This window comes from Aneurinibacillus sp. XH2 (assembly GCF_001439585.2).
Taxonomy (GTDB): domain Bacteria; phylum Bacillota; class Bacilli; order Aneurinibacillales; family Aneurinibacillaceae; genus Aneurinibacillus; species Aneurinibacillus thermoaerophilus.
Window position 1 is genome coordinate 1024579 of the sequence record NZ_CP014140.1, and the last position, 14501, is coordinate 1039079.

15 protein-coding genes and 1 pseudogene are annotated in these 14501 nt (G+C 45.5%); 10 read left to right on the forward strand and 6 right to left on the reverse strand.

Annotated elements, in window-relative coordinates:
- Nucleotides 1–5 precede the first annotated feature (5 nt).
- On the forward strand, nt 6–200 hold the full coding sequence (locus ACH33_RS04975; RefSeq protein WP_057898007.1) for an alpha/beta-type small acid-soluble spore protein: 195 nt from the start codon (nt 6–8) through the stop codon (nt 198–200).
- 83 nt (nt 201–283) lie between these two features.
- On the opposite strand, the gene hemY is transcribed toward ACH33_RS04975, so the two are convergent.
- From hemY to hemE, 3 genes are read right to left on the reverse strand one after another with little or no spacing between them, the layout of a single operon-like run.
- Entirely contained in the window at nt 284–1711 is a 1428-nt protein-coding gene (gene hemY / locus ACH33_RS04980) for a protoporphyrinogen oxidase (protein WP_057900244.1), read from the reverse strand.
- Nucleotides 1711–2655 (reverse strand): ferrochelatase, encoded by a 945-nt coding sequence (hemH, locus tag ACH33_RS04985; RefSeq protein WP_057900245.1) that lies wholly within the window; start codon nt 2653–2655, stop codon nt 1711–1713. The genes hemY and hemH overlap by 1 nt, the downstream gene beginning before the upstream one ends.
- A gap of 27 nt (nt 2656–2682) precedes the next feature.
- Nucleotides 2683–3732, reverse strand: coding sequence for a uroporphyrinogen decarboxylase (gene hemE / locus ACH33_RS04990; RefSeq protein WP_057898008.1), 1050 nt, complete (start codon nt 3730–3732; stop codon nt 2683–2685).
- Nucleotides 3733–4215: 483 nt separating this feature from the next.
- Here hemE and fecE point away from each other — a divergent pair.
- Nucleotides 4216–4347, forward strand: a pseudogene (gene fecE / locus ACH33_RS19095) (Fe(3+) dicitrate ABC transporter ATP-binding protein FecE); the annotation flags it as partial.
- Between the two features lie 15 nt (nt 4348–4362).
- Here fecE and ACH33_RS05000 read toward each other — a convergent pair.
- Nucleotides 4363–5154 (reverse strand): 2-phosphosulfolactate phosphatase, encoded by a 792-nt coding sequence (locus ACH33_RS05000; protein ID WP_236781968.1) that lies wholly within the window; start codon nt 5152–5154, stop codon nt 4363–4365.
- Between the two features lie 91 nt (nt 5155–5245).
- On the opposite strand from ACH33_RS05000, the gene ACH33_RS05005 reads away from it, so the two are divergent.
- Both ACH33_RS05005 and ACH33_RS05010 read left to right on the forward strand, forming a co-directional pair.
- Nucleotides 5246–5509 (forward strand): YqhV family protein, encoded by a 264-nt coding sequence (locus tag ACH33_RS05005; protein WP_057898010.1) that lies wholly within the window; start codon nt 5246–5248, stop codon nt 5507–5509.
- A gap of 14 nt (nt 5510–5523) precedes the next feature.
- Nucleotides 5524–6732 (forward strand): M14 family zinc carboxypeptidase, encoded by a 1209-nt coding sequence (locus ACH33_RS05010; RefSeq protein WP_236781969.1) that lies wholly within the window; start codon nt 5524–5526, stop codon nt 6730–6732.
- On the opposite strand, the gene ACH33_RS05015 is transcribed toward ACH33_RS05010, so the two are convergent.
- Nucleotides 6729–7493, reverse strand: a complete 765-nt coding sequence (locus ACH33_RS05015) for a TSUP family transporter (RefSeq protein ID WP_057898012.1) — start codon at nt 7491–7493, stop codon at nt 6729–6731. The two genes, ACH33_RS05010 and ACH33_RS05015, sit on opposite strands and share 4 nt — an antisense overlap.
- 263 nt (nt 7494–7756) lie before the next feature.
- Here ACH33_RS05015 and ACH33_RS05020 point away from each other — a divergent pair, with 263 nt between their 5' ends.
- The 3 genes from ACH33_RS05020 (at nt 7757) to ACH33_RS05030 (ending at nt 10204) form a co-directional block, all read left to right on the forward strand.
- Nucleotides 7757–9037 (forward strand): ArsB/NhaD family transporter, encoded by a 1281-nt coding sequence (locus ACH33_RS05020; protein WP_057898013.1) that lies wholly within the window; start codon nt 7757–7759, stop codon nt 9035–9037.
- 15 nt (nt 9038–9052) lie between these two features.
- Nucleotides 9053–9331: a hypothetical protein gene (locus tag ACH33_RS05025; RefSeq protein WP_057898014.1), complete on the forward strand. Its 279-nt coding sequence runs from the start codon at nt 9053–9055 to the stop codon at nt 9329–9331.
- 135 nt (nt 9332–9466) lie between these two features.
- Nucleotides 9467–10204, forward strand: coding sequence for an NADPH-dependent oxidoreductase (locus tag ACH33_RS05030; RefSeq protein ID WP_057898015.1), 738 nt, complete (start codon nt 9467–9469; stop codon nt 10202–10204).
- A 67-nt stretch (nt 10205–10271) separates the two neighbouring features.
- Here the strand turns inward: ACH33_RS05030 and ACH33_RS05035 are convergent, their stop codons facing one another.
- Nucleotides 10272–11921 carry a M20/M25/M40 family metallo-hydrolase gene (locus ACH33_RS05035; RefSeq protein WP_057898016.1) on the reverse strand — a complete coding sequence of 550 codons (1650 nt, stop codon included), beginning with the start codon at nt 11919–11921 and terminating at the stop codon, nt 10272–10274.
- A 238-nt stretch (nt 11922–12159) separates the two neighbouring features.
- Here ACH33_RS05035 and ACH33_RS05040 point away from each other — a divergent pair, with 238 nt between their 5' ends.
- Genes ACH33_RS05040 through ACH33_RS05050 form a run of 3 tightly spaced genes read left to right on the forward strand, consistent with a single transcriptional unit; the run spans nt 12160 to nt 14468 of the window.
- Entirely contained in the window at nt 12160–12984 is an 825-nt protein-coding gene (locus ACH33_RS05040; RefSeq protein ID WP_057898017.1) for an ABC transporter substrate-binding protein, read from the forward strand.
- 60 nt (nt 12985–13044) lie between these two features.
- Complete coding sequence (locus tag ACH33_RS05045) at nt 13045–13749, forward strand: amino acid ABC transporter permease (RefSeq protein ID WP_057898018.1); 705 nt, start codon at nt 13045–13047, stop codon at nt 13747–13749.
- Complete coding sequence (locus ACH33_RS05050; RefSeq protein WP_057898019.1) at nt 13746–14468, forward strand: amino acid ABC transporter ATP-binding protein; 723 nt, start codon at nt 13746–13748, stop codon at nt 14466–14468. Before ACH33_RS05045 ends, ACH33_RS05050 begins: the two co-directional genes overlap by 4 nt.
- The last annotated feature ends 33 nt before the right edge of the window (nt 14469–14501 follow it).

Sequence of the window (14501 nt, forward strand, 5' to 3'; positions counted from 1 at the left end):
ATACCATGGCACAGGGCAGAAGCAACAAATTGCTTGTTCCTCAGGCGGCGCAATTGCTTGATCAGTACAAATACGAAATTGCTTCAGAGTTTGGTGTAAAGCTCGGAGCGGATACGTATGCCCGTTCTAACGGTTCCGTAGGTGGCGAAATTACAAAACGTTTGGTGCAGATGGCGCAGCAACAGCTAAGCGGTAAGTAGTCAATCGAATAAAACCCGGCTTCCGTGGAAGAGCCGGGTTTATATATGAATATGATAAGATAGGTCATGTTACATATATTAAGTTATACAAGGATTGGTGTGCGCAGGTGCCTGAGCACTTGTTTCACTGCCGCTTCTCCTTGGTCGATGCAGTCCGGAAGTCCGATGCCGTAATACGGCGCTCCAGCGAGGAATATACCGGGAAGATGTCGTTTGAGTTCATCGCTCAACTTTTCAATGCGGTATTTGTGACCGACAATATACTGTGGCATCGCCTGTTTCCAGCGTGTAATGTGGTAGAACTCAGGTGTTTCATTGATTTCCAAAATTCTCCGTAAATCGTGCAACACCGCCCTGATAATTTCTTCATCCGATTTGTATACGATACTGTCGTCCCCCGCGCGGCCGACGTAGCAGCGCAACAGCGCTTTGCCTTCAGGTGTCGTGTGCGGCCATTTTTTGTGCGTCCATGTACAGGCGGTAATCGTATAGTGGGCATTCCTTGATACAACAAAACCAGTACCGTCGATATTCTGTTTAATGGCTGCTTTCGGAAACGCAAGCGCTATGGTGGCGACAGACGTAGTCGGAATATCGGCAAGTAGACGCATGCATTCATATTCTGTGAACATACGTAAAGTCGCTTGTGGGGGTGTTGTCACGACAACGCTGTCAGCATACACGGCGGAGCCATCGCCGATATACAGTTTATAGCCTTGGCCTGTTTTTGTTACCTTTTGCACAGGTGCATGTTTGCGTACACAAGCTGGGTCCAGATTTTTTTCGATGGCTGCAACGAGTGATTGTAGGCCCGTTGTCAGTGTTAAAAATGCGCTTGGCGCTTTTTTATTGCCTGCTGATTTCGGTTGTTTTGGCGTTGTGGAGCGCATACCGAGAATTAGACTGCGGTATTTTTGCTCCACCTGATGGAATTGTGGAAATGTGGACATCAGACTTAGCTGATCGATATCCCCCGCATAAATGCCAGACAAAAGCGGTTCAATTAAATTTTCCACTACTTCATCGCCAAGCCGGTGGCGGAAGAACTCTCCTAGGGAGCGATCGTTATCGTGCTGGGGGCTGCGCGGCAATACCAGATCAAGCGCAGCCCGCAATTTACCGGCCGGCGAAAACAGCGAAGTGGTGATAAACGGAGTTAGTTTTGTCGGAATGCCCATAATGGCTCCGCCCGGAATCGGATATAATTTGTCATTATTTAGTACATAGGCTTGCCCGGTGTAGTTACGTACGAGCTTGTCCTCAAGCCCGACTTCTTTCACAAGCCGGGATGCGCTCGTTTTGCGAGCAAGAAACGAATCCGGTCCGCGTTCGATAACAAAACCGTTCGTATAATCCGTTTGTATTTTTCCGCCCAAACGATCGGACGCTTCAAGTAGTACGTATTCAATCGGTAATCCTTGTTCGCGAATCGTTTTTTGCAGGTAGTAGGCGGTTGTCAGCCCGGTGATGCCGCCGCCGACAATCGCGACTTTCAGCGTGTCTGTGCTCATCATTCATCACTTTCTTTCATTAGTAACTTCTTTAATACGGCGGAAGTCAATGCTTCGATAAATTTATCGTGGGTGTTGGGCATCGGTGGGCGGTAGTAATGAATACCGAGCGCTTCCGCTAGACGCCTACATTCATAATCGTTATCATAGAGCACTTCAAGATGATCGGCTACAAATCCGATCGGACAGAACACCATGGAGGTATACCCTTGTTTGGACAATTCACGGATTTTGTCCAGCACATCGGGACCTAACCAAGGCTCCGGTGTGCGACCTGCGCTTTGCCATGCGGTCGTGTAGCAGGATACCCCGGCCTTTTCTGCAATCATTCGCGCATTTTCCTCAATTTGTTCCGGATACGGATCGTTCATTTGTTTGATTTTTTCTGGCAAACTGTGGGCGGAGAAAATTACAATCGTTCTGTTACGTTCCGTTTCTGGAATCCGGTTGAACGTTTCATGTAGCTGATCGGCCCAATATTCGATAAAGGCGGGTTCTTTGTACCAGCTGTCTATGGAATAGATCTCCAGTCCGTCATATTTTTTGCTTTCTTCATGTGCGCGCATATTATAGGATTTCGCGTTGAATGTAGAGTAGTGGGGCGCAAGCACGATGCTGACCGCTTTTGTGATGCCGTCCTTATGCATTTGCTGTACGGCGTTTTCGATAAAAGGCGATACATGCTTAAAGCCCAGGTAAGCTTTAAATACAATTTTATTTTGTACCCGGTTTAATGCCTCTTGCAGTTTGGCCGTCTGTTCTTCCGTAATGTGGGCAAGAGGAGAAATGCCACCGATTTTTTCATAGCGTTTCATTAAATCCTGTAGCAGTTCTGGCGGCGGTTTGTGTCCGCGCCGGATATGGGTATAATAAGGCTCGATTTCTTCAGCGTTTCTTGGCGTTCCGTACGCCATAACAAGAAGTCCCATGGTTTGTGTAATCATCATCTATAACCTCGTTTTTGGTTAGTTTCAAAGGGAGCGCTTTATCCTGGACGAATACTCGTGGACGAATGCTGTTAAGCGTTGCAGAGTTTCCACTTTTACCTGCGGGTAGACGCCGTGTCCGAGGTTAAAGATAAAGCCGGGGTTTTCCATGCCTTGCTCCAAAATTGCTTTTGTTTTCTTTTCTAACACTGGCCAATCTGCAAGCAGAAGTCCAGGGTCGAGATTACCCTGCACCGTTTTGGTGATGCCTTGCTGGCGCGCAGCCTTGATGCTTGTTCTCCAATCTAGGCCGATTACATCAAGTGGGAGTTTATTCCATTCCTGTAGCAGATGTCCCGCGCCAACGCCAAACATGATTTTGGGCACATTTTCCTCGGCAAGCTTCGCGAGAATGCGCTGCATAATCGGAGCGACGAATGTGGCGTAATCTTGCGCGTTCAACGTGCCGACCCAGGAGTCGAAAATTTGCACCGCTTGCGCGCCTGCTTGAATTTGCGCTTGGAGATATGTAATCGTCATTTCTCCGAGCTTATCCATTAGCAGGTGCCAAGCTTCCGGGTTGGAATGCATGAATGCCTTGGTTTTATAGTAGTTGCGTGATGGCCCACCTTCAATTAAATAGCTGGCAAGGGTAAACGGCGCTCCTGCAAAACCGATAAGGGGAACGGAGAGTTGTTCGCGCAGCAGTTTAATCGTATCGAGAATATACGGGATATCTTCTGCCGGATTGAGCGGTTTTAGTTTTTCGACATCTTCTTTACAGGCAATTGGATTGTCGATAACCGGACCGATGCTTGATTTGATTTCAACGTTGATCCCCATCGAAGGTATCGGTGTCATAATGTCTGCAAATAAAATGGCCGCGTCTACATCCAGCTGCTTAACGGGCAGCATGGTAACTTCCGCGCATACTTCCGGACGGTGCGTAATTTCAAACAATGAATATTTTTCACGGATTTTCCGGTATTCAGGCTGGTAGCGCCCAGCTTGTCTCATATACCATACAGGTGTATGGCTGTGTTCTTCCCCGCGACAGGCTTTTAAAAAATTATGATTAAAAGGTTTTGTGTTCATTTTCCCACACCTTTCTTTTCCGTAAACATAGAAACAACAAAAAACTTTCCAATTGTACGATAGCACATATTACTATAGAAAAAATAAGTAATTATTGTGACAAATACTCTTCCAATGTGTAGCCAGCGCGTTTGTTCTTGTTCCTGTTTAAATGTCGCAAAATAAATAACCTCTTTTCCCATTACTTTGTTTCATAATTCTAGGCATAAAAATGGAGCATAAATTCTAACATTTTATGCTCTTCTTCATTACTCGTAATATGAATGTACCATGATCTTAACATATTCTTCTTTTCCAGTTCAATTTTATAATTGCTTTTGATGTTTGGACATATTCCCATCCCAAAATGCGAGTTATATAGAAAAGTCCTTGCAATATAAAAGATTGGTGCTATACCCTTCGGCCAGGAACAGCAAGCCGGTCAGGGCAAAGGAAAGAAAATAAATCATGAGTCAGCTGGATTTAATCCTCGCAAAGCGCAGACAGAGGCAGCGGGCCTGGAGCGCGATGGCTCTGGCCCAGGGCCCGGATTTGCTTTTGCTTGACGAGCCGACGACATATCTAGATATGACACATCAGCTTGAAGTGCTGGAACTTTTGAAATCTTTAAATCGCGCGGATGTATTGCCGTTACGCTTGCGGTGCTGTCGGTTCGTCGCCGGATTTGGCGTTTGGAGCGATAATCAGGTATTTGTTTTTTAATACCGGAACAATATCAAACACATTCAGTTGTCCGCAGTATAGCACATCGTCGGTTCCATGTTGCTGGGCCAACCTTTTTCCGTTCGATGTCTCAAGTAAAAGGTTGGGCAATTCGTTTTTAAGATGCAAGTAGCTTGCTTCTAGTGCTTTGCCAAGGTCGCGCACTTTTATTGCAGGCTGCAGTTGCTGTGCGCGGTGGATCATAAGCCCGGCCGCTAGCCCATCTTCCAAAGCGAATTCATGGCGCGTGCCTGCGCAGTACAGCGTAATGTCAAGCTGTCGTTTGAGCGCTTCACGGATGCATGCTTCCGCGTTCAAAAAACAGCCGATAAGTACGTGCGCGGCACGGGCGGCTTTGCTGATTGCAATCGTTCCGTCAGTGGTTGTAAGCACAAGCTGTTTACCGTTCTGACGGGTAATGCTAAACGCGACGGGGGAATTGCTATATTCAAATTCCGCCACTTTTTTCCCATGCCTTTCTCCGGCGCATACTACATTTTGTGAACGCAAGGCCTGCGCCTGCCCAATGGTTTCCACTGGAAGGACGGAGGCAAAACCGCTGCTAAGCGCGGCCACAATCGTGCTAGCCGCTTTTAATACGTCGATAACAATAACCGTTCGCCCCGTTATATGTTCCTGCCGAATTTCTTCCATTGTTTGTACGACATCAATTTTCATTGCTTTTCTTTTCCTCTTTTCCCATGGATTTTCTGCCTTCATACTATGCCGGACAAAATATAGGAGTTCCCCTGCGTATGACGACTATTCACCGCCATACATGCATACGTTGAAAAGAGAGGAGGGAGGTCTATTGCTGGAAAAAGCAATTATCGGCATGGCATCGCTGCGTCTTTTGTCCGGTTCGCTGGAAATTTTGGCGGCATTGTTAATTATTAAAGTGAACGAAGTGGAGAAAGCTTTGCTTGTGAATTCCGGCTTGGCGCTGGTCGGTCCGTTTGTGTTGCTATTGACAACTACGATCGGGCTTGCCGGAATGGCGGATCGGGTAAGTCTGGCAAAGATTTTTTGGATTTTCCTAGGGTTAGCTTGCATTTTTATCGGAGCGCGCAAATAGGGAGGGGGATGTTTATGAGATATGTGGTGCGTAGAGGAGATACGCTACGGAAAATTGCAAACCGCCTAGGAATCGGCGTTACCGTCTTGCTTGGTGCCAATCCGGCATTGGAACGGAGGGGATACCTGATCCCCGGGCAGGTGCTTACCGTTCCGGAAACTGCGACAAAGTACGAAGTGCAACCCGGTGATACTCTTTATTTTATTACACAAATATTTGGCTTATCACTAGGGGACTTGCAGGCTGCAAACCCATCCCTGGAGCGAGAAGAGGTGCTTAAGCCGGGGGATGTGCTCGTAATCCCGAATCCCCGGAGCGAGGAAATTGTACGGACAAATGAAGAGTATACGCCTGAGGATGTGGTACGAGATGCGGAAGCTTTGCGGGACAAATACCCATGTTTGAAAACCCATATTATCGGGCGTTCGGTGATGGGCAAGCCGATTTGCGCGCTCCAGCTTGGAAGTGGGGAAAAGGAGGTATTTTACAGCGGTGCATGGCACGCCAATGAGTGGATTACGGCGACTGTTCTCATGAAGTTCGTAGAGGACACAGCGCGGGCATATGCGCGAAAAGAATATTTACGCGGCTACGATGTGATGGATTTGCTGCACAGGTTTACCATTTGGATCGTTCCGATGGTGAACCCGGACGGGGTAGAATTGTCGTTGCTTGGGATTGATCCTTCACATCCGCATTATCAGGAAGTGCTGGCGATCAACAACGGCTCTCACAACTTTGTGGGCTGGACGGCCAACGTTCGCGGGGTGGATTTAAACCATCAGTGGCCGGCATTATGGGAAGAGGAAGCGAAAACAAGTCCCAAGGCGCCTGCACCCCGTCATTACGGAGGGCCTTATCCGCTGTCGGAGCCGGAAGCGCGCGCGGTGTACGAATTTACAAAAAGCCGCGATTTTCTGGGGGTACTGGCCTACCATTCGCAAGGGCAGGTCATTTTCTGGGGGTTTCAGCATTTGGAGCCGCCGGGCAGCGAAGAAATTGTACGGCGGATGCAGGTGGTGAGCACGTATACACCAGTGCATACAGCGGATAGTTTTGCTGGGTACAAAGACTGGTTCATCCAGCAGTACCGTCGTCCGGGTTACACAGTCGAAGTCGGCGTCGGTGTAAATCCCGTACCGCTTGAACAATTCGACTTGATTTATAACCAGAACCAAGCGATTCTGCTGGAAGCACCTTTGTTGTTTGAATGCTACGGTTAATGGAGCATATCCCAGATCTGTTTTCCAATAAGCAGGGCTGTTATGCTGATAAACAGAGGTTTGACGTAAGCAGCTCCTTTGCGGATGGCGACCTGTGTCCCGACAAGTGCACCAGCAATCATTGCAAGCCCCATCGGAATGCCATATTGGTAATTCACGGAACCGAGTACCATAAAGGTAACCAAGCCGGCGATATTGCTGGCGAAGTTTAGCACTTTAGCGTTGCCTGCCGCGCCGACAAAATCGAACCCCATCAGCAAAAATGAAAATAGCAAAAACGATCCGGTTCCAGGACCGAAGAAACCGTCATAGAACCCGATGACAAACGCAGTTATAATCGCGAATAGGGCGAGGCCTTTGGTAAGACCTTTGTATGTAGATTCTGTGCCCCAATTTTTCTTAAAGAGTGTATAAATGGCGACAAGAATCAAGAGAATGATCACAAGCGGTTTTAGAAATTCAGGCGGAATTTTTGTGACCGTATAGGCGCCGAGCGCTGAGCCGACGAGCGAAAGCGGAAACAGCCAGGCGACAAGCTTTATGTTTACTTTTCCCGATCGGATGAAAGAAAGGGTGCTTGTGCATGAAGACATGGTACTCGCGAGCTTATTGGTGCCGAGTACGACGGTGGATGGAAGCCCGGTCAATAGCAGTGCCGGGATCGAAATCAATCCGCCGCCGCCGACCACGGAGTCGATAAACGACGCCAGAAAACCGGCTGCCATAATAAACAGCAGCATTTCCACACTAACCTGTTCCATAAAACATCCTCCAGACTATAAACAAAAATAAAAACAAAAATCTATACACTACTATACTATAAATTCCAAACAATTTATGAAAAAAAAGCAAAAGGTATGATAAAAGCGGTTGTTAGATAAGAAAGATTGTTCTTTCTTTTTGTAATTATTTATCTTTTGCAAAAGAAAATATTTATTTTTGATGTCATATAGAGTATAATAAAGTTTTAGTTATGCTGAGTAAACGGTAAACGAAGATGTCACCGAAGATGTAGGGGGAGTATATGGAACAGCAAGCAATTTACGCAATCGTAATTTTTCTAGTGACATATGCGTTGATTATTTCTGAGAAAATTCATCGCACCATTGTCGCCATGCTTGGCGCTATTATGATGATCATATTTGGAATTGTCGATCAGGAAACAGCACTACATCATGTTGATTTCAATACGCTTGGCTTACTGACCGGGATGATGATTATTGTCACGATTACGGCGCAGACCGGGCTGTTTAAGTACATTGCTATCTGGGCTGCAAAAAAAGCGAAAGGGGATCCCGTACGCATTCTTGTAGCTCTGGGGCTGATTACCGCCATTGCTTCTGCTTTTCTTGATAACGTGACAACCGTTCTGTTGATGGTGCCTGTTACGTTTAGTATTACCCGACAGCTGCGTGTCCCCCCGATTCCATACCTGTTGACGCAAGTGTTAGCATCCAACATTGGGGGAACGGCGACCCTGATTGGAGATCCGCCGAACATTATGATCGGCAGTGCTGTGAAAGAGCTTACATTTATGGCGTTTATTATGAATCTAACTCCGGTTGTACTCGTTATTTTGTTTGCTACAGTAGGAATTCTTGCGCTTTGGTACCGAAGGCAATTAAAGACAACGCCAGAATTAAAGCAGGAACTGATGGAGATGAATGCGAAAGACGAACTAGCCGATCCGGTGTTGCTTAAAAAGTGTCTGGCTGTTCTCGCTTTAACGATCGGGGGCTTCTTTGTCCATCAGTCGTTTCACCTTGAGTCGGCAACTGTCGCGCTTACCGGCGCGTTTCTTCTGCTTTTGATTACAGGGGAGCACTATTTGGAAGATGCGCTTACCCGTGTGGAGTGGACGACGATTTTCTTTTTTGTTGGATTGTTTGTGCTTGTGTCTGGACTTGTGGAAACGGGCGTTATCGCCAAATTGGCGCAGGAAGCCATCGCGCTTACTGGCGGAGACATCACGGCTACGGCGATGCTCATTCTTTGGATGAGCGCCATTGCTTCTGCATTTGTGGATAATATCCCATTTGTTGCTACCATGATTCCAATGATTCAGGAGATGGGGAAAATGGGCCTTACAGATTTGGAGCCGTTGTGGTGGTCATTGGCGCTTGGTGCGTGCCTAGGCGGGAACGGGACGCTCATTGGCGCTAGCGCCAATGTGATTGTCGCCGGTATGGCGAGCAAAGAAGGACATCATATTTCGTTCGTGAAATTTTTGCTGGTCGGCTTTCCGCTCATGATTCTTTCCATCATTATTTCCACGGTGTATGTATACGTCCGTTATTTAATGTAAGATGGGGGTTAACGAATGGTTCGCTATGAGTATGATAAGGAAGGTCTTGATATTCAGGAGCACAAGAACGGGAATGACAAAGAATTTGTCATTAAGATAAAAAATCCTGCCCAATACTTGCAGGCCTTGCGCAAAGTACGGGCGTATTTTTCTAATGACACCGTGCATACGGATGTGTTATTTTATACGCATCGGAACAATGAGTATCACGTTATTGTCCGTGCGGATTACTACGTTATCTTTTTGTTAAGTTTGTTCAAATACCGGATTTTGTCCCGATTGGAATGGGAATAGTAAATACGGGGACGCGCCTGCGGCTTTTGTCCGCAGGCGTTTTTATTTTATAATAAAAAACATGTTTCTTGACTAAAGTAAGTACTATATTTTAGAGTAGTATTTAGATAACAATAGGAAAGGCAGGAAGAAACAGTGAATGAAGTGATAAAAACGTTGACCAACCACCGTTCGATTCGCAGTTATACGAACGAGCCGGTTACAGATGAGCAACTTGACGCTATTATACAGGCAGTACAGGCAGCCCCTTCATCCATTAATGGCCAGCAGGTTACTGTGATTTGCGTAAAAGATCCGGCGAAGAAGAAAAAAATTGCTGAGCTGGTTGGCAATCAGCTCTGGGTTGATCAAGCGCCTGTATTTCTCTTGTTCTGCGCTGATTTCTACCGCGCCAAAATCGCAGCTGAATTGAATGGCGAAGAGCTTGTTATTACAGACAGCATTGAATCGGTTATTGTAGGCGCCTCCGACGTAGGGATTGCCATGGGTAACGCCATTGCTGCCGCTGAGTCCATGGGGCTTGGCATCGTGCCGATCGGCGGTGCGCGCCGAAATCCGCAGGAGTTGATAGAATTGCTTGATATTCCGGAATACGTATTTCCGGTAGCCGGTCTCGTGGTCGGGCATCCGGCCGATCCTTCCGCGCTGAAACCGCGTTTGCCACGCGAAGCGGTATACCATCAAGAAAAATATAATCGAGATTTGCGCGGTTTAATCGAGCAATACGATGAGCAAATGTCCAAATATATGAGCGAGCGGACAGGGGGACAGGAGACGCGCAATTGGTCGCAGACCGTCTCCGCGTTCTACAAGCAAATTTACTATCCTAAAGTACGCCCTATGCTCGATCGGCAAGGCTTTAAGTACGAATAATAATTTAAAAAACTCGCGAGGCTGCCCTGTCTTGGTTGGGGAAAGGCAGGAACAGCCCGCGAGTTTTTTAGTTGAGCAGATAACGGATAATATAGTTTGTAATGTTTGGAACGATTTCAAATGAAAATTTCATTTCTGCTCGTTCGTATTTTTTATGGGCATCGTATCCGTATGGCCCGACATTGATAACAGGAACGTTCAGTTCTCGGATCGCTTTGTAGTCGACCGTGTATTTTTGTCCAAAGGCGGGATTGTTAGCCGCTTCGTACCGAATGCTTTCTTCGTCATCGCTTAGCGCCACAAAGCTCATATCAGAAATGAACGGGAAGAAATGGCGGATACGAATCGGATACGGATAGTACGGCTGCACATATTCGATTGCGCGCGCAAGCGCCGCGCTCAAATTGCGTTCGTTTTCTGTCTTGTCGGTTAATTCTACGCGTGGCGAGTAGAGGGACGAATAAAATACAATAATGGCCGGACTTTTATCTTTCATCCATTTCCAAGCTTCTTCAACGACGCGTGCCGCGTACATTCGACTGTCCAGGCTTGTATCGGAAAGCAACTGTTCCTTATAGGCGGTCATATGGTGAATATATTTGTCTCCCCATTCGTTTTTCAACATATCGTTCATTTCTTCATATGTATACACACGGCTTGTCCACGGAATTTCTTTGTATGGCTCCCCGCTACGCTTGCAGTATGCTTTATAACGTTCCGCAAACAGGCGTAGCGCGTTATCAAACGCGATTTTGGCCTGTTCTTTTAGTTTTTTCAGGACATCTTTTGGCGACCAAGAATATATGAGAAAGTTGTAATATACATAAGCGGCTAGCGCAGTTTGAACCGTGTAAGAAGGTTTTAAATCCATTTGTTTTAAGGAAACGGGCGGCGCAGGGATTTCGCCGTGCGCTTCATCGCACAATTCCGGATTATAGGCGATTTGCCTTGTCAACTCCGAAGCGATGAAGTTTGGATCCAATCCCTCAAAGCAGGCTCCAACGTGTGTTTCTGCTCCCGTAATGAAGAAAGAAGGAAGCAGCTTTCCTACAGTGCCTTTGTATACATACCTGGTTTCATCTCCTTCGGAACGTGAGGACACAAAATCGGAGTTGATAGCTGCTATGTATTCGAATCCGTATTTTTCCCTCCATTCCTTTAGGTTTCTTAGTGCAGACAGTATACCGTGTGAACTGTCTTCCTCATCACATTCTGCGATCAGCACCAGATTTCCCGCCAGTTCCTCTGGATGTTCTGCATAATAACGAAGCAGGTATAGGTTGCTTGCGACTCCGCTTTTCATATCGAGTACACCGCGACCGAACAACCATTCACCCGATTCTAGTTGTTCTTTGACTATGGGAGGAAGAGTTTCATTTCGGAGCGCTTGCATGAGTTTATCCGGCTGAAAGGCTTTGTTTTTGAGCGAACCGAAGTCATCGATGCCGACCGTATCGAAATGTCCCATCAAAATTACGGTGCGTGGGCTTTCTGTTTTTGTGCCCCGCACGCAAGCTAGCACATTGGAACGTTTGCTTGTGTCATGAACCGTAGGCGCACAGATGACTTGTTCTGGATGATGTCTGAAGTAAGGCCAAGCTTTAATCATGTTATATAGTTGCTCCGCAAGCACTTGCTCTCCTTCCGTATTTACAATGCTTTCAGTACGTACCAGTTCTTTTGTTAAAGAAAGTATGTCTTCGTAGCAGGATAGCATAAAACATATTCACTCCTTCTTATCGAAATCATTCAATCTTTCATTATATTGATACTTTTTTGCGCTTTATTGAAGAGTAAAAAGAATAATAATTTAAAAAAATCATTTTTTTGTACATAGTGTATAAAATATAACTATATTTTTTGTGTATTTTGATTATATTAAAATGAACAAAAAATTTATAATATAAAAAAAACTGAATGAAAAATTAAATTAAAGGTAATAAAGAGGGGGAAATATGAAGAGGCTAACGAGTATTTTAATGACTTGCGCTTTATTATGTTTTCTAGTATTAACGGGTTGCAACTCTTCGCAAGGAGCAAAAGAAACGGCTTCCAATCAATCTACGGGAGAGAATAAGGCGCAGGGGACAAAAATGAAATTGGTGGAAGAAGGAACATTAGTTTTTGCTTCCAGCGGTTTATACAAACCGTTTAACTTTAAGAAAGACGGTCAGTTAACGGGATTTGACGTAGACATTGGCAATGAGCTTGCAAAGCGTATGGGCCTTAAGCCGAAAGCGGTTACAAATCCTTGGGAAACGATCATTCAGGGATTAAAAGGAAATAAGTATGACGCAATTATCGGCAGTATGTCCATTACTCCGGAGCGCGCCGCACAGGTTGATTTTACAGACCCATATTACATATCGGGCGCTCAAATTTTCGTAGCCGAATCAAATAATACTATTAAATCAAAAGAAGATTTGAAAGATAAGGTAATCGGGGTTGTGCAGTCAAGCACTTTTAAGGTTTTGGCCGAAAAGTATACGAAAAAAATCAAAAGTTTTCCGAGCGATGTGTATGCATTGCAAGATTTGCCACCAGGCCGTCTTGATGCTGTGATTACCGATAAAATGGTAGGAATCAACGCGATGAATGAGCAGCATCTAAAAATTAAGCCTGTCGGTGAACTTTTGTACGAAGATAAAATCGGCATGGCTGTTAACAAGGGAAATACAGAGTTGCTCAAACAGATGAACAAAGCGTTGGCTGATATGATCGCGGACGGAACATACGAAAAAATCAGCATGAAGTGGTTTAACCGCAATATTTTAAAATAAGCAGGGAACGTTGCGCCGTTTGCCTGCGCATCTTTTTTCTAACAGGAAAGGAGAAGGTAAATGGGGGACTTTATCAATAATATTGCTCAAATTTTTCAGGTGCATGGCCTCGCTTTTTTAAAGGCCTCCTGGGTGACGATAGAGATTACGGCGGTTTCCCTGGTATTCGCTACTATTATTGGACTTGTCTTCGCATTTTTTAAGATTTCTAGCAGCAAGCTTTTACAGCGAATCGCGGATGTATATATTACGCTTATTCGAGGAACGCCGCTTATTGTTCAGTTGATGTTCTTATATTACGGAATTTCAAGCATTGTAACGCTAAGCGACTTTACTGCAGGAGCTCTTGCGCTTGGCATTCACTCTGGAGCCTATATTGCTGAAATTTTTCGCGGGGCCATTCAATCCATCGATAGAGGACAAATGGAGGCGGCGCGTTCATTAGGAATGCCGTATGCGCTGGCAATGCGACGCATTATTTTTCCACAAGCACTGAAACGGGCGATCCCTCCGCTTGGAAACCAATTTATTATCGGGTTAAAAGATTCATCGCTTGTCGCTTATATTGCTGTTACCGAATTGTTTAATACTGCGCTTTCAGCCCAAGGAGAAAATTACATGCCATTTGAAACGTATTTTGTGGTTGGGATTTATTATCTTGTTCTTGTACTTATTTTTACTATTATTTTAAATAAAGTAGAAGAAAAGTTAGATGTTGGAAAAGGAAAAAGTAAAAGGGCGCAGCGTGAGGTGAGAGCAGCATGATTCAAGTAAAAAATTTAACAAAATCATTCGATGGACAACAGGTCTTGAAAAATATAAATTTAGATATTCAAAAAAGTGAAGTTGTAGTATTAATAGGTGCGAGCGGTTCGGGAAAAAGTACGCTTTTGCGCTGTTTGAATTTTTTGGAAGTTGCCGATTCGGGCGAGATCTGGATTGATGGGGAATATATTGATCCTAAGAAGACAAATCTCAACAAAGTAAGAGAGGAAGTGGGAATGGTATTTCAGCATTTTAATCTATTTCCGCACATGTCTGTTATTGAGAATATCATCGAAGCCCCGGTTCATGTAAAAAAGAAACGCAAAACGGAAGCAAAGCAAAAAGCAATGGAACTACTCGGTAAGGTAGGGCTTGGCGATAAAGCGGATGCCTATCCGGAACAGCTTTCCGGTGGTCAGAAGCAACGCGTTGCTATCGCAAGGGCGCTGGCCATGGAACCTAAGGTGATGCTTTTCGACGAGCCGACTTCTGCGCTTGATCCTGAACTGGTCGGTGAGGTTCTTCAAGTTATGAAAGAATTAGCGAAAGATGGCATGACCATGGTTGTTGTAACCCATGAAATGGGCTTTGCCAGGGAGGTAGCAGACAGAGTCATTATGCTGGCAGACGGTCATATTATTGAAGAGGGGCATCCCGCGCAAATTTTCACATCACCGAAGCATGAGCGAACGCAAAAATTCCTAAAGCAAATCGTTTAAAGAGTAAAGCATCGGCCGCATGATCGGTGTTTT

Bases quoted from the DNA above. Each gene is read 5' to 3' on its own strand.
- ACH33_RS04975 (WP_057898007.1), top strand. From the start codon at position 6: ATGGCACAGGGCAGAAGCAACAAATTGCTTGTTCCTCAGGCGGCGCAA.
- hemY (WP_057900244.1), bottom strand. From the start codon at position 1,711: ATGAGCACAGACACGCTGAAAGTCGCGATTGTCGGCGGCGGCATCACC.
- hemH (WP_057900245.1), bottom strand. From the start codon at position 2,655: ATGATTACACAAACCATGGGACTTCTTGTTATGGCGTACGGAACGCCA.
- hemE (WP_057898008.1), bottom strand. From the start codon at position 3,732: ATGAACACAAAACCTTTTAATCATAATTTTTTAAAAGCCTGTCGCGGG.
- ACH33_RS05000 (WP_236781968.1), bottom strand. From the start codon at position 5,154: ATGAAGGCAGAAAATCCATGGGAAAAGAGGAAAAGAAAAGCAATGAAA.
- ACH33_RS05010 (WP_236781969.1), top strand. From the start codon at position 5,524: ATGAGATATGTGGTGCGTAGAGGAGATACGCTACGGAAAATTGCAAAC.
- ACH33_RS05015 (WP_057898012.1), bottom strand. From the start codon at position 7,493: ATGGAACAGGTTAGTGTGGAAATGCTGCTGTTTATTATGGCAGCCGGT.
- ACH33_RS05020 (WP_057898013.1), top strand. From the start codon at position 7,757: ATGGAACAGCAAGCAATTTACGCAATCGTAATTTTTCTAGTGACATAT.
- ACH33_RS05025 (WP_057898014.1), top strand. From the start codon at position 9,053: ATGGTTCGCTATGAGTATGATAAGGAAGGTCTTGATATTCAGGAGCAC.
- ACH33_RS05035 (WP_057898016.1), bottom strand. From the start codon at position 11,921: ATGCTATCCTGCTACGAAGACATACTTTCTTTAACAAAAGAACTGGTA.
- ACH33_RS05040 (WP_057898017.1), top strand. From the start codon at position 12,160: ATGAAGAGGCTAACGAGTATTTTAATGACTTGCGCTTTATTATGTTTT.
- ACH33_RS05045 (WP_057898018.1), top strand. From the start codon at position 13,045: ATGGGGGACTTTATCAATAATATTGCTCAAATTTTTCAGGTGCATGGC.
- ACH33_RS05050 (WP_057898019.1), top strand. From the start codon at position 13,746: ATGATTCAAGTAAAAAATTTAACAAAATCATTCGATGGACAACAGGTC.